This is a genomic window from Kitasatospora brasiliensis (genome assembly GCF_032654805.1).
In the GTDB taxonomy this organism is placed as follows: Bacteria; Actinomycetota; Actinomycetes; order Streptomycetales; family Streptomycetaceae; genus Kitasatospora; species Kitasatospora brasiliensis.
Genome location: NZ_JAUOOW010000007.1, coordinates 204,018 through 223,855, shown reverse-complemented (window position 1 = coordinate 223,855; position 19,838 = coordinate 204,018). Strand labels below are relative to the sequence as shown.

Below are 19,838 nucleotides of genomic sequence, written 5' to 3'. Positions count from 1 at the left end.
AGGTGATGACCCACGCCAACCGCTACGCCCTCACCTTCCCAGGCACCCCGGGCACCCAGGCGCCGCAGGACGTCGTGGTGGTCACCCGCACCGACGCGACCGGCCCGGGCGGCCACCCGGTGTACGAGGACGAGACCGGGATCGTCCGGGCCGAGATCAGCGACGCCGGTGAGGTCCGGATGCTCGCCAGCGGCGGCCACCAGAGCCCGCACGTGCCGGTGCACGCCCACCCGCTGTCCTGAGCGCCCGGCCGGTGCCCGGAACCCGGGCGCGCACCGCCGCCGCGTCAGGCACAATCACCGTATGACCACAGCGAGTTGGCAGGGCGTCGTTATCGCCGAGAGTGACGACACGGTCGTCGTCGAGGGCAACCACTACTTCCCGGCCGAGGCGGTGCGCACCGCGTACCTGCGCCCCTCGGAGACCACCACGGTGTGCGGGTGGAAGGGCACCGCGGGCTACTACACCCTGGAGGTGGACGGGCGGACCAACCCGGACGCCGCCTGGTTCTACGCCGACCCGAAGCCCGAGGCCGAGCACGTGCGCGGCCGGGTGGCCTTCTGGCGCGGGGTGGAGATCGCCGAGTAGCCATGGCGCCGTGGCGAAAGCCGTGGCGAAAGCCGTAGGGAAAGTCGCAGGGAAAGGGGTGCCGATCCCGATGGCAGTCTTCCGTAGACCGGGCCGATCCCGGCCGGCACCCGAGCCCGACCTGACCGAGCGCCTCGCCGAACTGGTCGAGGAGTCCGAGCAGCCGATCGGCCGGGGCCCGGTCGCCGAGTACGCCTCCGAACAGCGCGGGCGCGGCCGGGCCGTGGTGCTGCACGCCGCCCGGCTGCTCGGCCGAAGCGGCCGCACCGCCGCCCGGGGAGCGGCCAGGGGCGTCGCGTTCGGCGGCAAGGCCCTGACCGACCAGTTGGTGCAGGCCGCGCCGCGGATTCCGGTGCGCGACCTCGCCACCCTGCGGGCACAGCACCCGGACGCGGCCTTCCCGGAGCAACTGGCCGACGTGCTGGTCACCGGCGCCGTCCGGGCCTCCGGCGCGCTCGGCGCGGGCGTCGGAGCGGTGGCGATGCTCCCGGTGCCGCCCGCGCTGCCGGTGGAGATCGCGGCGGAGACGCTCGCCGTGGCGGCCCTGGAGGTCAAGCTGATCGCCGAGCTGCACGAGGTCTACGGCACCCCCGCGCAGGGCACCGCCACCCAGCGGGCCGGCGCCTACCTCGGTGCCTGGGCCAACCGGCGGGGGATCGACGCGAGCCTGCTGGTCCGCCCCGCCGGGTTCGCCGCGCTGGCGGTCGGCTCGGAGGTGCGCCGGCAGGTCCGCCGTCGACTGACCCACAGCTCGCTGCGCCATCTTCCGGCGGTGACCCCGCTGCTGGTCGGCGCCGGCATCGGCGCCACCATGAACCGCCGCGACACCCGCCGGCTGGCCGACGAGGTCCGGGCGGACCTGCGCGAGCGCCGTCCCGCGGACCGGGCCTACTGGACGGCGGCCGCTCCGGCGGCGACGGAGCACGGGAACAGCGGCGGGCCCGGGAGCGAACCCGGGCCCGCCGCTGCTGCGGGCGGTTCCTAGAGCTTCGGCGGTGCCGGGGCACCCACGCCCCGGCCGGCCTTGACGCCGTTCACCATCGCCTGGTGGATCGCCCGCGCGGTGGTCTCGTCATGCGCCGGGACCGGGCTGCCGGAGACGGTGTACCAGTCCAGCGCGCCGGTGTACTGGACGGTCAACCTCGCCTCACCGTCCACCCAGGTGGTGTGCACGGTGAGGTCGCCGGAGATCGGGCCGACCTCGGTGGTGGTCACCCCACCGGGGCCGCTGATGATCGATTGAGTGGTCCAGGTCGCCCACGACGTGCGCGGGTCCGCGGGCGGCCGGGCCTGGCGGTTTCCTTGGTCGTGTTCGGTCATGCGCCTATCCTCCCCCGCGGGTGGCCCGCCGCCGGAGCAGCGACACCTGCGGTCGCGGCGACCGCCCGGTTCCACCGGGCGGTCGGTTCGGTTCGGCGGACGGTCAGGCGGACTGGCCGGGCTCGTCCTGCATGGGGGCGCCCTCCGCCCGGGAGGTGTCCTGAGCGTGCAGGTTCTGCATCGAGGGGACGCCCTCCTCGGGGTCCGCGGCGCGGACGTCCTCGTCGTCCTCGGTGCTCACCTTGGACCGGTCGCTCATGTCGGTCATCGCGGGCTCCGTCTCCTCGGCCGGTCCGATCGCGCCGGGCCGGGGGCGCGGCAGGGCCGGTGCTGTCCTTACGCCTTCCAGCCTGCCTCCGCCCCGGCGCCGGGGCCAGCCGGGTGCCCCGGCGAGCGCCGCGCGGACGTCCCGCGCGTGTGCTGCCGACGCACCAGGAGCGTGCCGCGAACCTCACACGGTCGTCACCAGGTCACCGGCAGCGACCGCATGCCGTAGATGAACGAGTCGGTACGGAAAGCGAGTTCGGCGCGCGGGATGGCCAGCCGCAATCCGGGAAGCCGCCGGAACAGCGTGGCCAGCGCGATCTGGAGCTCGGCGCGGGCCAGTGGCTGGCCGAGGCACTGGTGCACACCGAAGCCGAAGGCCATGTGCCGTCGGGCGTCCCGGTCCAGGTCCAGCTCGTCGGTCGACGAGCGGCCGGCGGCGCCGAACACCTCCTCGTCCCGGTTGGCGGTGGAGAGCATCGCGATCACGCCCTCCCCGGCCCGGACCGTCGTGCCGCCCAGCTCCACGTCCTCCAGTGCCACCCGGGGCACCCCGGTGTGCACGATGGTGAGCAGGCGCAGCAGCTCCTCCACCGCGCCGGGCACCGCGGCCGGGTCGGCGAACCTGGCGATCTGCTCGGGCCGGTCCAGCAGCAGGGCGGTGGAGAGCGCGATCATGTTCGCGGTCGTCTCGTGCCCGGCGATCAGCAGCAGCAGTCCGGTGGTGGCGATCTCGTGCGGGGTCAGGTCGTCCCGGACGGCGAGCCGGCTGAGGATGTCGTCCTCCGGCTGCTTCCGCTTGCGGGCCACCAGCTCCCGCAGGTACGCGAGCAGCTCGTCCTGGGCTTCGAGGAGCCGTTCGAGCGTGTTGGTGTTGTTGAGCAGCGTCCGGCTGATGCCCTGGAAGAACTCGCGGTCCCCGTACGGGACTCCGAGGAGCAGGCAGATCACCAGCGAGGGGACGGGCAGCGCGAAGTCCGCGACCAGGTCGGCCTCGGTGCGGCCCTCGGTCATCCGGTCCAGCGCCTCGTCCACGATCCGCTGGATGCCGGGGCGCATCGCCTCGACCCGTTTGACCAGGAAGTCCCCGGTGACCATCCGGCGCAGCCGGGCGTGCTCCGGGTCGTCGAGCCGCAGGAAGGTCGGGTTCTCGGCGATCCGCTCCCGGCTCCCGGCGATCAGCACCGGGAAGGACGGGTGGCGCGCGTCCGCGCTGAACCGGCGGTCGGACAGGATGGTGCGGACCTCGGCGTAGCCGGTGGCCAGCCAGCAGGACCCGCCCCCGGGCAGGCCGGCACGGGTCAGCGGGGCGGTGGCGGCGGCCTCGGTGTAGGCGGGCGGCGGGCTGAACGGGCACTCGGCGGAGTGCCGGGCCGGGAGCGGGACGGCGAGGGAGGCGGGTGTGCTCGTCAAGGCGGGGGTTCTCCTTGCGTCGCGGTGCTGTTCTGGCTGGAAATGGTGACTGTTCGTCAATGGTGCCCGTCGCGTGATCAGTTCGGTCTCGGGCGGCCGAGGTCAGTCGCGCTCGGCCGACTCGTCCTCGATCACGGTGATCGCGCCGCTCGGGCAGAGCTTCGCGGCCAGCCTAAGATCGTCGAACTGATCGGGACGGAAGGTGGTTTGACGCAGCGTCACCAAGCTGTCGTGGTCGTCCTGGTCGAACACCTCGGGAACGTTCGTGACACACATTCCGGAGCTACAGCAGCGGTCCCGGTCGATACTCACCCGCATGGTCGGCACCTCTCGCCAGTGTGCCGCCGACTGCCCGGCGGCCGAGGTTCGTTGTCATCGCCAACCTAACTGCCGTTGTTCCGTCCACGGATGGCGCCGTGGCCGGATGGTTGAGAATGGCCGATTCGGTTCCCGTCGGAGCCATCGGGCGGCGCTGCAGGTTTGAACGGACGACGCTCCGGCGAACGGGCGTCCGGCAGCTCCCGGTCGGCGCCTTCCGGCCGTCGGCCACGACCCTCCTTCCACAGCCGCTCGGTTCACAGTCCCTCGGCGGCGGCGATCTCCCGTACGGTCGCGACGGTGTCGGCCTCGGCGGCGGACTTGTCCGGCCGGTAGCGCACCACCCGGGCGAACCGCAGGGCGAGGCCGGCCGGATAGCGGGGGCTGCGCTGCACCCCGTCGAACGCGATCTCGACGACCAGTTCCGGCCGGACCCGCACCGTCCAGGCGTCCCGCTCGGTCTCCCTGGCCAGCAGCTCGGCGGTCTGCCAGGCGAGCGTCTCGTCGGTCAGCCCCTTGAAGGTCTTGCCGAGCATCACCCACGGCCCCAGCCCCGGATCGCCCGCCGCCCGGGCGCCCAGGTGCAGATTGCTGAGGAAGCCGCGCCGCCGTCCGCTGCCCCACTCGGCGGCCAGCACCACCAGGTCCAGGGTGTGCCGGGGCTTCACCTTGATCCAGCCCGCGCCACGCCGCCCGGCCGCGTACGGGGCCGCCGGGTCCTTCACCAGCACGCCCTCGTGCCCCAGCGCCAACGTCTCGCGGAAGAAGGCCAGCGCCCGCTCGCGGTCCTCGGTCTCGACCCGGCCGACCCGCAGGCCCTGCGGCACCGCCTCGGCCAGCGCCGCCCAGCGCTCCCGGCCGGGACGGTCCACCAGGTCCTCGCCGTCCCGGTGCAGCAGGTCGAAGTAGCAGGCATCGAGCGGGACCTCGGCGCGCAGCCGGTCCGGGTCCCGCCGGGAGGCGGTGCGCGCGGCGGTCTCCTGGAACGGGCGCGGCCGCCCGTCCGGTCCCAGCGCGACCGCCTCGCCGTCCAGCACCGCCGAACGCAGCGGCAGCGCCGACACGGCCTCGACCACCTCGGGCACGCGCGCGGTGATGTCGTCCAGGCCACGGGTGAACACCGCGACCTCACCGCCCTCGCGATGCACCTGCATCCGGATGCCGTCCAGCTTCCACTCCAGCGCCGCCGGACCGGTACGCTCCAGCGCCGTGGCCACGTCCGGGGCGGAGGCGGCCAGCATCGGCCGCACCGCCCGGCCCACCTCCAGCCGGAACGCCGCCAGCGCCGGCTCCCCGCCGGTCAGCGCCGCCTCGGCCACCGCGCGGGCCGACCCCCGGAACATCAACGCCCGCCGCACCGCGGCCGCCGGCACCCCGGCAGCCTGCGCCACGGCGTCCCCGACCACCGCGTCCAACGCCCCCTGCCGCAGATCCCCGACCAGCACCGCCCGCAGGAACCCCTGCTCGACCCCGGTCGCCCGCGCGAACACACCGTGCAACAACCGCAGCCGCTCCGCCTGCGCCCCCGCCCCGTGCACCCCGGCGATCCGCTCCAGCTCCCGCTCCACCTCCCGCACCCCGAGCGAGGCCTCCACGGCCGGCTCCGGCAACCCCCGCAACGCCGCCGGCCCGACCCCCGTCCGCAATCGCCGCGACTCCCCGGACAGCAACGCCACCGCCGCCGCCCCCTCCACCGGCCCCAGTTCCCGCAGACACCCGGCCAACAACCCCGTCTTCACCCGCCGGCCCGCCTGCGCCGCCACCTCCCGCGACACCACCGCCAACCGCGACAACCCCGCCACAGCATCACCTCCAACCCCACCAGCATCCGCCCACCCGGGCCCACCCCACGACCTCACCCACCCACCTCGCGGCACCGTCCACCTCCCAGCACGGCCACGGCCGCCCGGCCACACCCCCCATGGCGACCACCTTGCTCCACAGCGCGCGCCCAGCCACACCCCGCCCGCACGGCGTGAGCGGGCCCACCGGATCCACGCCCGCGTGTCGGTGACCCCGGACGGGCCCGCATCCCCGCCCCGCGAGCGGGCTCATCCATCCGGCGCTCGACACTGAGCACCCCGAACCCGCGTCGCAGGCGGCCGACCGGACTCGTGTCCGGGCTGGGTCGGCGGACCCAGCCGCGCTCGTACGGCGACCCGTGTCCCGGCCCGCGTGTCAGCGATCGGGTAGGGCCGGGCGGGTGGACTCGGCAAGGCGACGGAGTGGCGTGTGCCGCGGGTGGGGTTGGCCGGGGTGGTGATCTGTGGGGAATCGACGGGGCGTCATGCTTATGGCTCGCAACGTTCGCTGAGTGATGGAGACCGAGATGAGTGAGACCACCGCGACCACTTGGAGTGTCACCGCGCCCGAGCCCGGCGACTTCGCGGCCTGGCGTGAACTCTTCCGTGGGTACTGCGAGTTCTACCGGGTGGCGAGCCCGGAGGAGAAGATCGAGCTGGTGTGGTCCTGGATCACCGACCCGGGGCACGAGGTGTCGGGGCTGCTGGTTCGGGACGGGGACGGTCGGCCGGTCGGGTTGGCCCATTACCGGCCGTTCTCGCGGCCGCTGCACGGGGCGGTCGGCTGTTTCCTGGACGATCTGTTCGTGGCGCCGGACGTCCGGGGCGGCGGGGCGGTGGACGCGCTGTTGGGCCGCCTGCGGGAAATCGCGGCCGAACGCGGGTGGAACACCGTCCGCTGGATCACCTCCGAGGACAATTACCGGGCCCGCGGCAAGTACGACCAGGTCGCCACCCAGGTCAGGTTCATCACCTACGACATGGCTCCGGAGACCCCGGCCGGCTGAGCCAGCGAGGCGACCGCCGGACATTCGTTCGGAGTTTCTGTTATCGACGCCCCGCCGGGAGGTCTCCCAAGTGTCGACACCCGACCAGTCGACCCGGAACAGAAAGCGTGGCCACGTGAACAGCGACGACAGGACGACCATCCTCCCGGCGGCCGGAGGCGGCGCCGACGGCGGCAGCGGGAGCGGTACCCGCGGCCGCGCGGCGCGGCGGGCTGCCGAGCGGCACTCCGGCCGCGGCCGACGGGGGCGGCGCGGCGGGGTCGTGCCGGTCGTCGCTGTCGTCGCCGCGGTGGCCGGCACCGGGGTGTTCGCCGCGCTGGCCGGCGCGGGCTACGCGGCGTTCGGCGGCAAGCAGGCCGACCGCGACATGGCCGGCCAGTCGCTGGCCGCCGACACGCTGATCGCCGCGGAGCTGGGCACCCACGACGGCATCCAGGTTCCCGGGACCGGGGGGACGAACCGGGACCTGCCGCTGCCGGGCAGCCCCACGGCCACCGACCCGGCGGCCACCACGAGCGCCCCGGCTACGCCGACCGCCACCGTTGCGGCCTCACCGACGGTCGCTGCCACCGCCACCCCGACCGCCGTCCCCACTCCCACGGGCACCGCGGCCAAGGCGGCTCCGGCTCCCAGCCGCACCGCCCCGGCCGCTCCGGCGGCAGCCCGGCGTCCGGCCCCGCCGGCCGGTGGGGGCGCAGCGCCGTCGTACGCCCAGCAGGTCGTGGACCTGGTCAACGTCCAGCGGGCCAAGGCCGGCTGCGGACCGGTCAGCTCAGAGCCCCGGCTGGCGAGCGCGGCCCAGTCGCACAGCGATGACATGGCCGACCGCAACTACTTCGACCACGCCAGCCCCGAGGGTGAGCACGCCGACCACCGGATCGAGGCGGCCGGCTACAGCTGGAGCACCTGGGGCGAGAACATCGCCCGCGGTCAGAAGGACCCGGCCGCCGTGATGGACGCCTGGATGAACAGCCCCGGCCACCGCGCCAACATCCTGAACTGCGCCTTCGACCAGCTCGGCGTGGGCGTGCGGACCGGCACCAACGGTCCGTGGTGGACGCAGGTCTTCGCCGCCCCGGAGGAGTGACCGGCTCCGGTCCGGTCTGACGGCAGCCCGGACCGCCCAGACGGGACCGCCTTGCCGGGCCGATTTTCCGATTCCGTGCACATTGTTGTTATCTGATCACTCCCCACAGGTCTCCGAGGAGGCAGCGGCGGACGGAAACACGGCAAGACGGAGTGCGGACCATGAACGCTGATGTGCAGAACAGGACCGGGACCACCCTGGTGCTCGCGGCGCAGGCAGGTGACCGGCAGGCGCGGGAGGCGCTGGTCGCCGCCTGGCTGCCGCTCGTCTACAACGTGGCCGGCCGCGCCCTCGACGGCCATGCCGACGTGGACGACGTCGCACAGGAAACCATGATCCGGGCCCTGGACGGCCTGGACGGGCTCCGCGACCCGGAGTCCTTCCGGTCCTGGCTGGTCGCCATCACGATGAACCAGGTGCGCCGCCGTCACGCCGCAGGCCAACAGCAGCCGACCGTCGGCGGTCTGGACGAGACCTGGGAGGTCGCCGACCCGCGGGCCGACTTCACCGACCTCACCATCCTGCGCCTCGGCCTGTCCGGCCAGCGCCGTGAGGTGGCCGAGGCCACCCGCTGGCTGGACCCGGACGACCGCGAGCTGCTCGCCCTCTGGTGGCTGGAGGCCGTCGGCGAGCTCACCCGTGCCGAACTCGCCGAGGCCGTCGGCCTGAGCCCCCAGCACACCGCCGTGCGGGTGCAGCGGATGAAGAAGCAGCTCGAAGCGGGCCGCATGGTCGTCCGCGCGCTCTGTGCCTACCCCCGCTGCCCCGGGCTGGCCGAGCTCACCGCGGGATTCGACGGCACCCCGAACTCGGTCTGGCGCAAGCGCATCGCCCGCCACATCCGCGACTGCCCGGACTGCGACGGCCTCGGCCGTGACCTCTTCCCGGCCGAAGGGCTGCTGGCCGGCCTCGCCCTGGTGCCGATCCCGCTCGACTCGCCCGTGCTGCTGCACTTCCAGCACACCGCGGCCGCCGTCACCTCCTCGACGGCCGTCGGCGGAGCAGGCTCCGGCAGCGGCGCCCACACCGGAGCGGGAGCGCACACGGGCATAGGCGGCGGGCGCGGGGGCTGGGCCGGTAGCGCGGCCCGCAAGGCCGTGTTGGTCAGCGGGGCGGCCGCGGCCGTGGCCGTGACCACCCTCGCCCTGGTCTGGCCGCAGGCCGACGAACCCGGGCGGCCGACGGCACCGGAGCCCGCCGCCCCGGTCGCGGCCCTGGACACCCCGACCGTCGCCGCCGTACCTGCCGCCGTCCCGCCCACGCCCACCGCGACACCGAAGCCCACGGAGAGCGCGACCCCGACGCCCACAGCGACGCCGACCGTGACCGCGACCCGCACCGTCGCCGCGATACCGCAGCCCAACCCGGAACGCCAGCTGGTGGACCTGGTCAACGCCGAACGCGCCAAAGCGGGTTGCACCCCGCTGCGACTCGACCCCAAGCTGCACGGCTCGGCCCAGAAGCACGCGGACGACATGGCCACCCGGGGCTTCTTCGACCACGTCAATCCGGACGGTGTCCGTACCGACGCCCGGATCATCGCTGCCGGCTACCGCTGGTCCCAGTGGGGCGAGAACATCGACCGGGGTCCGACCACCCCGGCCGCCGTCTTCGCCCGCTGGATGGACGGCGGAATCCACCAGTCCAACATGCTCGACTGCGGATTCAAGGACATCGGCGTCGGCTTCGCCACCAGCTCGGCCGGCACCCCCTACTGGACCCAGGACCTCGGAGCCCCGATGTCCTGACCCATCAGCAGGGACTACGCCGGGGTGACCGCCACCAGGCCGTTCGCCGACCCGGTCGCATAGCCCGTGGCCTCTCCGAGGACACCGCCCGCGTCACCGACCTGCCCGGTCACCACATCCGGAGCACTGCTCAGCGGCCCGGGCAGCCCCTCCTGCCCGCCCACGGCACTGGCGTGCGCGCTCGGCGCGGTGAGGGAGGCCACGACGCCGACGGCGAGCGAGGCAACGGCAAGCATGCTGCGCTTCTTCATGGCCGGTCCAACGACGCTGCGCCGGAAGGGTTACGCCCCGTACGGCCTACCGGCGCAGCCCGGTTATGAGCCCACCGCTGAGCCGTAGTTCGACGCCCATCAGGAGACCCCCGTTCATTCGTCCGATCGTGCTGGGGACGCTAGCACCCACCACTGACAACGAGACGGCAGAGAGGTCGCCCGCTCACGGTGCGGATCGCGCGGGAACGTTGGACGGCCCGCGAGCCGACCGGGACTGTGCCGGGCGGCGGGCGGGCCGTGGGGACCACCATGGCCCCACCCGCCCCCGTCGGTCAGGGGCGTGCGAAGGGTGATCGGACGCACGGCGGCGCGCCGGGCGTGCACCAGGAGCCCCAGCCGAGCCGTCAGAGCGTCCCGGAGCCCCGTGGCACCGAGGGCCCGCCCGCCGCGACGGCCCCACCCTCCCCGGCCGACACCACCGGACCTGCCGTTCCGACCGGGCCCACCACCCAGTCCGGATGCCCCGGCATCGGTGGTGTCCGCAGCCCGTACAGCCAGTCGCGGAGGAAGCCCCGCAGGTCCTGCCCGGACACCGCCGAGGCCGTCCGGACGTAGTCCTCGGTGGTCGCGGTCCCGTACCGGTGCTCGCGCAGGAAGGTGCGCTCGATCCGGTCGAAGGTGTCGGCTCCGACCTTCTCCCGCAGGGCGAACAGCACCAGCGCGCCGCCCGTGTACCGCTGGCTGTCGAAGAGCGCGGCCGCGGTGGGGGAGGCGACCGGCCCGGAGTCGTGCCGCCACTGGTCGCCCAGTCCGTAGAGCTGGTGCATCCGGTCGACCAGCGTGGTGTGGCCGCCGCTGTCCGGCCAGCCGCGCTCGTAGCGGTACGCCAGGCCGTAGTAGTCGGCGTGGCCCTCGTTGAGCCAGAGGTCGGACCACCTGGCGGGGGACACGCTGTCGCCGAACCAGGAGTGGACCAGCTCGTGCATCATGTGCGAGCCGATCACCGGCTCCGGCTGGCGCAGGAAGTTCGGCTTGTAGAGGGTGAGCGTCTGGGTCTCCAGTCCGGTGAAGGCGAACGCGGCCGGATCGTCGGTGTCGGCCGGCAGGATTCCGTACGTCTCGAACGGGAACGGCCCCAGACGGGCTTCGGCCCAGGCGAGCTGACCGGCGGTGAGATCGAGCGCGGGCTCCAGCTCGGCGGCGCGGGCGGTCGGCACGACGTCGCGCAGCGGCAGGCCGTGCGGTCCGGTGCGCTCGCGCACGGTGTAGTCGCCGACCGAGACCTGGACCAGCTCGGTGGCCATCGGCTCCCGGGAGACGTACCGGCGGGTGGTGCGGCCGTCGCCGAGGTGCTCGGTGGCCGCCAACTCCCCGTTGGCGACGCCCAGGAGACCGTCCGGGGCGGTCACCGCGATCGCGAACCGGGCCTTGTCGCTCGGGTGGTCGTCGCACGGGAACACGGTGTGCGCGCTGTTCGGCTGGCCGGCCACCGCGAAGCCGTCCGCGGTGGGGACCCAGCCGGTGTGCGGCAGCTTGGCGCGGGGGTCGGCCGTGTACTCGACGGTCAGCCGGGCGACTTCGCCCGGGAGGAACGGCCTGGCCGGGGTGACCGTCAGCTTCTCGTCGTGGGCGGCGAAGCCCGCCGGCCGGCCGTCGACCCGGACGCTGCGCACGGCCAGCCCGAGCGCGTCCAGCTCCAGCCGGGCCAGCCTGCGGTCGGCCCGTACGGTGATCACGGCGGTGCCGCCCACCGTCCGGCTGTCGGCCCGGTAGTCGAAGGCCAGGTCGTACCCGAGCGCCCGGTACCCGGCGTTCCCGAGCGAGGGGAAGACCGGATCGCCCAGCCCGTCGGCGGCATCGGCGGTCGGCACGCTCGCGGCCAGCAGCGCCGCGCTGAGCACGAGCGACAGGACGAGACCGGCACGGGGCCTGGGCAAGGGTGACCACCGCACTTCACGAGCGGGAACGGAAGCGCCGATGCTAGTGGATTGTCGGACCGGCAAGGGAGCCATTCGGATGACTTCCGTGCCCCGGTGATTCCCGGGACAGGGGAGAGCCGGGCGCTCCGGTGACACACCGTCGTCCCCCGGACGGCCTACGGTGATGGCGGGGCCCCCGGGTACGGACTAACGTCGGGAGTGCTTCGTCCCCTGACGGACGAGCCACGGCCGTCGGAACTCCTGGCCAGGTCCGGCGGCCGTACTCTCATGCCCTGGCACCGTGGGCCCCGGCGCGCGCCACCCCGTAGGCTGGCTGCCGAGACGAGACGACGCCCGCGTACCGGATGCCAGGAGCCGCCGTGACCAGCCTAGCTTCCCCCGTTCTGGTGGTCGGCGAGTGCGTCGCCGACATCGTCCGCACGGGTGAGGGACCGGACCGGGTGCACCCCGGCGGCAGCCCGGCGAACGTCGCCTACGGCTTGGCCCGACTGGGCCACCCGGCCACGCTGCTCACCGAGCTCGGGCCGGACGCCAACGGCCGGCTGATCCGGCGGCACCTGGAGTCGGCGGGCGTACGGGTGCGGGCCTCGGAGGTCGCCCGGACGCCTTCGGCCGTGGTCGAACTGGACGAGCAGGGGCGGGCCCACTACACCTTCGACATCCGCTGGACGCTCCCGGCGACCGGGCTCACCGGGCTCACCGGGCCCACTGGGTTCACCGGGCGAGGCGAGCAGATCGAGCCGCCGGCCGCGATCCACCTCGGCTCGATCGCCGCCGTCACCGAACCGGGCGCGGCATCGGTCCTGGCACTGGTGGAGCGCCTGCGCGGGCAGGCGCGGGTCAGCTACGACCCGAACGTGCGGCCCGCGCTGATGGGGGAGCACGACGAGGCCGTCCGCCGGGTCGAGCGCTGCGTGGCGCTGAGCGACCTGGTCAAGGCCAGCGACGAGGACCTGGCCTGGCTCTACCCGGGGGAGCGGCCCGAGGCGGTCGCCGAGCGCTGGCTGGATCTCGGCCCCTCGGTGGTCGCGGTCACCCTCGGTGCGGAAGGCGCGTTCGCCCGCACCGTCGAGGGCGGACACGCCGTGGCCGAGGCCGTCCCGGTGACGGTCGCGGACACCGTCGGCGCGGGCGACTCCTTCATGTCCGCCTTCCTCCACGCCCACGCCACCGCAGCCGATCTCCCCGCCTGCCTCAATCAAGCGGTGACGGCGGCAGCGCTGACCGTCGCCCGCCCGGGCGCCAACCCGCCCACGGCGGCCGAACTCACGGCGGCGCTGACGGGCGGCGCGTCGGCGGGCACCCGGGCGGACGGGCGGGAGTCCTACTCGGGTGCCGACGTCGGGTAGGCCCGCTCAGCCCCTCGGCCGCTCGACGGCGGCCAGTTCCTTCCCGTACCAGACCTCGGCGTACGGGCCGCTGCTGTAGGCGGGTATCTCCTGGTACCCGCGGCGCACGTACATCGCACGGGCCTCGACCAGGTCGAGGCGGGTGTCGAGGACGATCCGGTCGGCGCCGAGGGAGCGGGCGGCCCGGTCGACGGCGGCCAGCAGCGCGGTGCCGCCGCCGGTGCCGCGCAGGCCGGGGCGGACGAAGACGCGGGTCAGCTCGACGGTGGCGGCGTCGAGCCGGCGCAGGCCGGCGCAGGAGTGGGCGACGCCGTCGTGGCGGCCGATCAGGAAGAGGCCGTCGGGGGCGACGAGGTCGTCGCTGGGGGAGTCGGCCAGGCCGGACTCCAGCTCCTCGGGGGTGCCCTCCCGGCCGAGGTGCAGCCGGTAGTACCGGTTGGCCACCTCGTAGTAGTACTCGCGCAGCAGGCCGAGGGCCTCGGGGGCGGTCACGTCGGCCGGGGCGACGGTCCAGAGGTCGGATCGGTGGAGCGCGGTGTTCGTCATGCGCGCATGATCCGGTTCGAGGGCCGTCGGCGCAATCGGTTTTCCAGGCCCGCCGCCCCCGACCAGACCGCCGACCAGCCTGCCGGCCGACCCGCTGCCCCGGAGGGGCCGCGATCGGCCGGCCGGGCAAAGGAACGGCAAGGTCCTCGGTGGGTCGTTGCCCCGGGCGGGTGACGAGGGGATTGGCGGTGGTGCGCGGTGGGGGAGCAGTGCACCCATGAACAGACCATCAGTTTGTCGTAAAAGTCGGAGTTTGAGGGGGGATCAGCGGCACCGGGCAGGCCTGCTGGCCACCGTCTGCCTCTCCGCCGTCCTCGCCGGCTGCGCCAGTCCGGCCGGTCCGGCAGGTTCGGTCGGCCCGGCCGCGCCCGCCGCGCCGAAGGCAGCCCCCGCCGAGGCGAACGCGGTACCGGCCGCCCCCGCCGAGGCGAACGCGGCACCCGCCGCCCCGGCCGACGCCTCGGAGGTCGGCGCCGCCGAGGACGCCGACCGCGCCGCGCTGGAGACCGCCCAGCGCTGGGGCCTTGACCAAGTGCCACTGAAGGCCCCGCCGCGTCCGGCGAGCAAGGTCGAGCTCACCCCGGTGCAGGGCGTCAAGCTCGCGGACGGCCGCCCGCCCGTCGTCTTCCGGGTGCCGACCGACGACAACGTCGTCTTCCTGACCGTCGACGACGGCGCCGAGAAGGACCCGGAGTTCTCCCGGATGGCCAAGGAGCTGGGCATCCCGCTCAGCACCTACGTCTCCGACTACCTGGCCCGCGAGAACTACGGCTACTTCCGCGACCTGCACGCCCAGGGCGTGGAGATCAACAACCACACGATCAACCACCGCAACCTGAAGGTCCTGGACTACGAGACCCAGCGCGAGGAGATCTGCACCCAGCAGGACCAGCTGGAGGAGCAGATCGGCGTCCGCCCCCGGCTGTTCCGGCCGCCGTACGGCGAGTACAACGACGACACGCTGCGCGCGGCGGCCTCCTGCGGGGTGCAGGCGGTGCCGATGTGGAACGAGGAGGCCTTCCCGGACCACATGGAGTGGCGCTACGACGACCAGAAGCTGCACTCGGGCGACATCATCCTGACCCACTTCCGGGGCACCGACATCTGGAACGCCTCCATGCCGGACCTGCTGCGCAAGGTCGTCAACGACGCGACCGCGCAGGGCTTCGCCCTGGCCCGGCTGGACGACTACCTGTAGCGGCCGTCGGAGCGGGCGCCGACGGAGGGCGGCTCAGCCGAGCGAGAGGGCGTCGAGGTACACCCAGGCGCCCTCGTACCGCACGAAGCGGCTGTTCTCGGTGAGCACGCCCTCCTCGCCGCCCTCGGTCCAGTGCGCCCGGAAGGCGACCGTGCCTTCGGCGTGGAACGCGCCGCCCTCGGTGGTGGCGACCACCTCCAGCCCGGTCCAGCGCAGCCCCGGGTCGAAATCGACCTCGGCGGGCCGGGTGTCCGGGTGCCAGGTGCGCAGCAGGTAGGCCTCGTCCTGCGCGGCGAAGGCGCTGAACCGGGAACGCATCAGGGACTCGGCGGTGGCGGCCGCCGTCTGGCCCCGGTGCAGCCGCCCGCAGCAGTCGCCGTAGGTGGCGGGCAGGCCGCACGGGCAGGGCGAGGAGGGCAGCAGTCGGGGTGCGGCGGCACGGGGCGCGGAACGACGTCGGGACATGCCGTCCATTGTCCCCCACCGGTCCGGCGGCTCCTCGGCCACCCCGGCGAGCGGCGGCGACGGCCCCGCCCGCACTCGGGCACCCGCCCTCAGGAGCGGCCGGCGCCGAACCAGTGGCGCAGCGCCCGGACCAGTCCGTCCGGGTCGGCCCGGCCGGAGTCGGCGGCCCAGGCGACGTAGCCGTCCGGGCGCAGCAGCAGTGCCCCGGCCGGCGGCTGCGCGCAGTCGGCCGTCACCAGGTCGACCCGGTCCTTCCAGCCCGCCGCCGGGCCTTCGAGTCCGAGCGTCCCACCGGTGAGGTCGATCAGCAACGGGCGTCCGGCGCGGGCGAGTTCGGCGATCCGGACGGGCCCTTCGGCGGTGCTCGCGGTGAGCTCCGGCACGAAGAGGCCGGCCAGCGGGTGCGGGCAGTCGACCTGGTAGCGGACATCGCTGCCCGCCATCAGTGCGGCGATCCGGCCGAGGTTGTCCGGCTGTTCCAGCAGTTCGCCGAACAGGGCGCGCACGGCGGTGGTCCCGGGGCCGGGGGACATCAGCGCGATCTGGGCCTGGGAGTGCATGAAGACCCGCTCGCCGATCGGGTGGCGCTCGCGGTGGTAGCTGTCCAGCAGGCCGGGCGGGGCCCAGCCGCGCAGCTCGGCGGCGAGCTTCCAACCGAGGTTGGCGGCGTCCTGGAGGCCGAGGTTGAGACCGGGGCCGCCGGTCGCGGCGTGCACGTGGGCGGCGTCGCCGACCAGCAGCACCCGGCCGTCGCGGTAGCGCTCGGCGAGTCGGGTGTTGTGGCCGACGGTGCGGCGCGGGGTGAACGGTCCGGCGGTGCGGGCCGGGGCGAGCGGCAGATCGGCGCCGGTGACCCGGTGGATGCCGGCGCGCAGCTCGTCCAGGGTGAGCGGGGTCCGCTGGTCCACCGGGGGGCCGCCCCACTCCATGGTGGCGATCATGACGGCGTCCGGGTCGAACGGGGCGATGACGAACACGCCGTGGTCGGTGCGGGTGTGGGTGTAGAAGGGGAACGGGGTCGGGCAGCCCGGCAGCAGGACCTCGCCGCTGTCGGTGAGGCGCAGCCCCTCGGGCGGCCGTACGTGCGCGACCCGGAAGACCGGGTCGGCGGAGGTGACTCCGGGGAAGCCGATCCCGGCGAGCTTTCGGACGGTGCTGCGGCCGCCGTCCGCGCCGACCAGGTAGCGGGCGCGCAACTGCCCGGCGCCGTCCGGGCCGTGGACATCGACGGTGACCCCGGACGGGTCCTGACGGAAGCCGGTGACCTCGCAGTCGCGGCGCACGGTGACGCCCAGCTCGCGGGCGCGCTCCTCCAGCACCTCCTCGATCCGGTGCTGGGGCACGGGCGCGGCGTACAGCGGGTTGTGGTCGAGCCGGTCCAGCTCCAGCGGGAAGGCGCCGAACACGAAGCGCGCTACGGGCCGCGGCGCGCCCGGGAGGCCGCTGATCGGCTGGTACAGGCCGCGGTGGTCGAGGAGCCGGAGCACCTGGCCGACCAGCCCATTGGCCCTCTGCTCGCCCGAGCGCGCGGGCAGCCGGTCCAGCACCACCGGCCGGACTCCGGCCAGTGCCAGCTCACCGGCCAGGAACAGCCCGACCGGGCCGGCCCCGACGATGACGACATCGTTGGTCATCTCGAATCCCCTCGAATGCGGTGAGTTCACCGGTGTGACGGATCGGGCAGCCCGGCCGCCAGCTGGCGCAACGCCTCGGCGAGCAGGGACGGGAACGGCACCGGCGGCTCGGCGGTGAGGTACTGGTCGTTGGCGGCCTTGATCGCGGCGAGCGCGGCCGCGGTGACCAGCTTCGGGTAGAGGTCCCGGTCCGGGTCGGTACCGGTCCGGGCGGCCACCGCGGCCGTGAGTCCGGCCGCGGTGGCCGCCCCGTCGCGCATCAGCTCCGCCTGGAGCGCGGGCTCGCGCAGCAGCAGCCGGATGGCGGCGATCCACCGCGGGTCCGGCTGCTCGCCCGCGCTCTCGTACGGTTCCAGCAGGGCCCGGGTGAGCGCCTCCCAGAGCGGCTCTCCGGCGGGCCTGCGGCGCAGCGCCTCGGCGGACCGCTGCACGCGGTCGCGGTGTCGGTGGACGATCGCCTCGGCCTTGCTGGAGAAGTAGTTGTTGTACGTGCGCGGGGACACCCCGGCGGCGGCCGCGATGTCCTCCACCCGGACGTTCTCCAGTCCCCGCTCCGCCGCCAGCCGCAGTGCCGCCCAGCTGAGCGCCTCCCGCGTCGCGGCCTTCTTCCGTTCCCGCAGTCCTGGCTGACCCTTCGTCATGGGACCACTGTCCCGCGAAAAGTGCGCGCTGCGCAATAGTGCGTGACGCGCAAGTTTTCCCCGCCGTGCGGGCCGTGGCGAGCCGCCCGCCACCTGCGGTTCGTCGCTGGTAGTAGTTGCCTGGTCGCGGAGCGATCCCCAGTGGGGTCCGAGCCCCGCAGGTTTTCGGGGGGACGACTCGACAGGACTGAGGAGCGGTCATGGGTGGCAGACAGCGTCCGCCGAGAGCGCGGAGCCCCCGTCAGGGCAGGCCCGCCGGCGGCGCCCGGGTGAACTCCCGGACGGAGTTCGCCCGCATCGAGGGATTCCTGGCCTGGGAGGCGGAGGTCGCGGCGGCCGAACGGGACGCCCGCGCGTTCGCCGGGCAGTTCCCGTGGCTGCCGGCGGCGGAGCGGGAGAGCCTGGAACAGGCCTACGCCGCCGACCGGCTGCGCTACGCCGAGGAGGTCGTCGACCGCGCGGTCGAGCGCTGCCGCCGACTGGCCGCCCGCTACCGCGCCGAGTGCCGCCGGATCTGCGCCCGCTGGGCCGCGCTCTGCCTCTCCGTCACCCTGGCGGCGGCACTGTTCGCCGTCGTCCCGGCCGTCCTGCGCGGCTGAGCGCCCCCTGTCGGACCCGGGCGTGACGAGGGCCCGCTGTGCCGTCTCCGGCGCAGCGGGCCCCTTTGCGGTGCCGACGAGGGATCAGTGGTGGCCGTGGCCGCTGCTGATCTCCTTGTGCTCCTCGACGGTGGGCTTGGCGATCTGGCTGCCCTCGCCGTAGAAGCCGCGGGAGAGCTTCACCCGCGCGCGGGTCCACAGCCCGGCCTTGCGGGCCACCCCGTTCTCGTCCACCTCGGGCGGCAGTTCGGAGGGCTGCGGCTGGTCGTGCGAGGTGAGGGTGTAGAGCCGGCCCTGCGGCAGCGGGGCGTGCACCTCGATGAACTCGCCGTGCTGGAGCCGGTTGATGACGCCGGTCTCCCGGCCATGCAGCACCTTCTCCTTGTCCCGCCGCTGGAGGCCCAGGCACCACCGCTTGGTGATCACGAAGGCGACCACCGGCACGGTGAAGAAGCCGATCCGCACCGCGTAGGTGATCGCGTTGATCGAGAGGTGGAAGTGGGTGGCCAGCAGGTCGTTGCCGCCGCCGGCCAGCAGGAGCAGGTAGAGGCTCATCCAGGCCACGCCGAAGGCGGTGCGGACCGGGGCGTTGCGCGGCCGGTCGGCGATGTGGTGCTCGCCCCGGTCCCCGGTGATCCAGGCCTCCAGGAACGGGTAGCACCAGATGGCCAGCAGCACGAGCGGGAAGACCATCAGCGGGAGGAACACCCCGAGGTTGAGGGTGTGGCCGCCCCAGACGCTGATCTCCCAGCCGGGCATCACGCGGATCAGGCCCTCGGAGAAGCCCATGTACCAGTCCGGCTGGGCGTCGGTGGTCACCTGGTCCGGACGGTACGGGCCGTACGCCCAGATGGGGTTGATCGTGGCGATCGCCGACATCACCGCGACCACGCCGAAGACCAGGAAGAAGAACCCGCCGGCCTTGGCCATGTAGACCGGCATCAGCGGCATGCCGACCACGTTGGTGTTGGTCCGACCGGGCCCGGCGAACTGGGTGTGCTTGTGGTAGAAGACCAGGATCAGGTGCGCCGCGAGCAGGCCCAGCATGATCCCCGGGATCAGCAGGACGTGGACGGTGAACAGCCGGGGGATGATGTCGGTGCCCGGGAACTCGCCGCCGAACATGAAGAACTGGAGGTACGTCCCGACGATCGGGATGGACAGGACGGCGCCCTCCATGAACCGGATGCCGGTGCCGGAGAGCAGGTCGTCGGGCAGCGAGTAGCCCATGAAGCCGTCGAACATGCCGAGGATCAGCAGCAGCGCGCCGAAGACCCAGTTGAGCTCGCGCGGCTTGCGGAAGGCCCCGGTGAAGAAGACGCGCAGCATGTGCGTCAGCATCGAGGCGATGAAGACGACCGCCGCCCAGTGGTGGATCTGGCGCATCAGCAGGCCGCCGCGCACATCGAAGCTGATCTTGACGGTCGAGGAGAACGCCTCGGACATCGGGATGCCCCTGAGGGGGACGTACGACCCGTCGTAGACGACCTCTCCCATGCTCGGCGTGAAGAACATGGTGAGCCAGACGCCGGTGAGGATGATGATGACGAAGGTGTAGAGCGCGATCTCGCCCAGCATGAAGGACCAGTGGTCGGGAAAGATCTTGCGCAGGTTGGACTTGGCCAGGGAGTAGATGCCGAGCCGGCCGTCGGTCCAGTCGGCCAGGGCCTCGGCCTTGTTGGCGGGGTTGGCGCGCGTGGTGGTCAC

21 protein-coding genes are annotated in these 19,838 nt (G+C 73.7%); 9 read left to right on the top strand and 12 right to left on the bottom strand.

Translation table 11 applies throughout. The annotated features are described in order from the left end of the window. The first annotated feature begins 5 nt into the window (after positions 1 to 5). The 3 genes from QWJ13_RS26985 to QWJ13_RS26975 all read left to right on the top strand — a co-directional run bounded on the left by QWJ13_RS26985 (position 6) and on the right by QWJ13_RS26975 (position 1,573). On the top strand, positions 6 to 242 hold the full coding sequence (locus tag QWJ13_RS26985) for a DUF6296 family protein (protein WP_316527690.1): 237 nt from the start codon (positions 6 to 8) through the stop codon (positions 240 to 242). Beyond that, positions 169 to 588 carry a DUF427 domain-containing protein gene (locus tag QWJ13_RS26980; protein WP_489753401.1) on the top strand — a complete coding sequence of 140 codons (420 nt, stop codon included), beginning with the start codon at positions 169 to 171 and terminating at the stop codon, positions 586 to 588. The genes QWJ13_RS26985 and QWJ13_RS26980 overlap by 74 nt, the downstream gene beginning before the upstream one ends. Positions 589 to 658: 70 nt before the next feature. Further along, positions 659 to 1,573, top strand: coding sequence for a hypothetical protein (locus tag QWJ13_RS26975; protein ID WP_316527687.1), 915 nt, complete (start codon positions 659 to 661; stop codon positions 1,571 to 1,573). Here the strand turns inward: QWJ13_RS26975 and QWJ13_RS26970 are convergent. From QWJ13_RS26970 to QWJ13_RS26950, 5 genes are all read right to left on the bottom strand, one after another. Next, on the bottom strand, positions 1,570 to 1,908 hold the full coding sequence (locus QWJ13_RS26970; RefSeq protein ID WP_316527686.1) for a hypothetical protein: 339 nt from the start codon (positions 1,906 to 1,908) through the stop codon (positions 1,570 to 1,572). The two genes, QWJ13_RS26975 and QWJ13_RS26970, sit on opposite strands and share 4 nt — an antisense overlap. Before the next feature lie 103 nt (positions 1,909 to 2,011). Beyond that, a complete protein-coding gene (locus QWJ13_RS26965) occupies positions 2,012 to 2,176 on the bottom strand; it encodes a hypothetical protein (protein WP_316527685.1) in 165 nt (54 codons plus the stop codon). Positions 2,177 to 2,370: 194 nt separating this feature from the next. Then, positions 2,371 to 3,585, bottom strand: a complete 1,215-nt coding sequence (locus QWJ13_RS26960) for a cytochrome P450 (protein WP_316527684.1) — start codon at positions 3,583 to 3,585, stop codon at positions 2,371 to 2,373. Between the two features lie 102 nt (positions 3,586 to 3,687). Continuing rightward, the gene (locus QWJ13_RS26955; protein WP_316527683.1) at positions 3,688 to 3,903 is read right to left on the bottom strand and encodes a ferredoxin; all 216 of its coding nucleotides are present in this window, start codon (positions 3,901 to 3,903) and stop codon (positions 3,688 to 3,690) included. A 257-nt stretch (positions 3,904 to 4,160) separates the two neighbouring features. Next, complete coding sequence (locus QWJ13_RS26950) at positions 4,161 to 5,705, bottom strand: ATP-dependent DNA ligase (RefSeq protein WP_316527682.1); 1,545 nt, start codon at positions 5,703 to 5,705, stop codon at positions 4,161 to 4,163. Between the two features lie 527 nt (positions 5,706 to 6,232). On the opposite strand from QWJ13_RS26950, the gene QWJ13_RS26945 reads away from it, so the two are divergent. The 3 genes from QWJ13_RS26945 (at position 6,233) to QWJ13_RS26935 (ending at position 9,547) form a co-directional block, all read left to right on the top strand. Beyond that, a complete protein-coding gene (locus tag QWJ13_RS26945; RefSeq protein WP_316527681.1) occupies positions 6,233 to 6,712 on the top strand; it encodes a GNAT family N-acetyltransferase in 480 nt (159 codons plus the stop codon). Between the two features lie 115 nt (positions 6,713 to 6,827). Continuing rightward, on the top strand, positions 6,828 to 7,799 hold the full coding sequence (locus tag QWJ13_RS26940; RefSeq protein ID WP_316527679.1) for a CAP domain-containing protein: 972 nt from the start codon (positions 6,828 to 6,830) through the stop codon (positions 7,797 to 7,799). Positions 7,800 to 7,960: 161 nt separating this feature from the next. After that, the gene (locus QWJ13_RS26935; protein ID WP_316527677.1) at positions 7,961 to 9,547 is read left to right on the top strand and encodes a sigma-70 family RNA polymerase sigma factor; all 1,587 of its coding nucleotides are present in this window, start codon (positions 7,961 to 7,963) and stop codon (positions 9,545 to 9,547) included. 14 nt (positions 9,548 to 9,561) lie between these two features. On the opposite strand, the gene QWJ13_RS26930 is transcribed toward QWJ13_RS26935, so the two are convergent. Next, entirely contained in the window at positions 9,562 to 9,783 is a 222-nt protein-coding gene (locus QWJ13_RS26930; RefSeq protein WP_316527675.1) for a hypothetical protein, read from the bottom strand. Between the two features lie 380 nt (positions 9,784 to 10,163). After that, complete coding sequence (locus QWJ13_RS26925) at positions 10,164 to 11,771, bottom strand: M1 family metallopeptidase (protein WP_432277612.1); 1,608 nt, start codon at positions 11,769 to 11,771, stop codon at positions 10,164 to 10,166. Between the two features lie 287 nt (positions 11,772 to 12,058). Between QWJ13_RS26925 and QWJ13_RS26920 the strand changes: the two genes are divergently transcribed. Beyond that, positions 12,059 to 13,048 (top strand): carbohydrate kinase family protein, encoded by a 990-nt coding sequence (locus tag QWJ13_RS26920; protein WP_316527674.1) that lies wholly within the window; start codon positions 12,059 to 12,061, stop codon positions 13,046 to 13,048. 6 nt (positions 13,049 to 13,054) lie between these two features. Here QWJ13_RS26920 and QWJ13_RS26915 read toward each other — a convergent pair whose 3' ends face one another. Next, positions 13,055 to 13,594 carry a GNAT family N-acetyltransferase gene (locus tag QWJ13_RS26915; protein ID WP_316527672.1) on the bottom strand — a complete coding sequence of 180 codons (540 nt, stop codon included), beginning with the start codon at positions 13,592 to 13,594 and terminating at the stop codon, positions 13,055 to 13,057. 253 nt (positions 13,595 to 13,847) lie between these two features. Between QWJ13_RS26915 and QWJ13_RS26910 the strand changes: the two genes are divergently transcribed. Continuing rightward, on the top strand, positions 13,848 to 14,792 hold the full coding sequence (locus tag QWJ13_RS26910; RefSeq protein ID WP_316527670.1) for a polysaccharide deacetylase family protein: 945 nt from the start codon (positions 13,848 to 13,850) through the stop codon (positions 14,790 to 14,792). 33 nt (positions 14,793 to 14,825) lie between these two features. On the opposite strand, the gene QWJ13_RS26905 is transcribed toward QWJ13_RS26910, so the two are convergent. The 3 genes from QWJ13_RS26905 to QWJ13_RS26895 all read right to left on the bottom strand — a co-directional run bounded on the left by QWJ13_RS26905 (position 14,826) and on the right by QWJ13_RS26895 (position 17,532). Continuing rightward, positions 14,826 to 15,257 carry a YchJ family protein gene (locus QWJ13_RS26905; RefSeq protein ID WP_316527669.1) on the bottom strand — a complete coding sequence of 144 codons (432 nt, stop codon included), beginning with the start codon at positions 15,255 to 15,257 and terminating at the stop codon, positions 14,826 to 14,828. An 89-nt stretch (positions 15,258 to 15,346) separates the two neighbouring features. Continuing rightward, entirely contained in the window at positions 15,347 to 16,891 is a 1,545-nt protein-coding gene (locus QWJ13_RS26900; RefSeq protein ID WP_316527668.1) for an FAD-dependent monooxygenase, read from the bottom strand. Between the two features lie 26 nt (positions 16,892 to 16,917). Further along, the gene (locus QWJ13_RS26895) at positions 16,918 to 17,532 is read right to left on the bottom strand and encodes a TetR/AcrR family transcriptional regulator (protein WP_316527666.1); all 615 of its coding nucleotides are present in this window, start codon (positions 17,530 to 17,532) and stop codon (positions 16,918 to 16,920) included. A 269-nt stretch (positions 17,533 to 17,801) separates the two neighbouring features. On the opposite strand from QWJ13_RS26895, the gene QWJ13_RS26890 reads away from it, so the two are divergent. Continuing rightward, positions 17,802 to 18,131, top strand: coding sequence for a cytochrome C oxidase subunit I (locus QWJ13_RS26890; protein ID WP_316527664.1), 330 nt, complete (start codon positions 17,802 to 17,804; stop codon positions 18,129 to 18,131). An 84-nt stretch (positions 18,132 to 18,215) separates the two neighbouring features. Here the strand turns inward: QWJ13_RS26890 and qcrB are convergent, their stop codons facing one another. Then, complete coding sequence (qcrB, locus tag QWJ13_RS26885) at positions 18,216 to 19,838, bottom strand: cytochrome bc1 complex cytochrome b subunit (RefSeq protein ID WP_316527662.1); 1,623 nt, start codon at positions 19,836 to 19,838, stop codon at positions 18,216 to 18,218.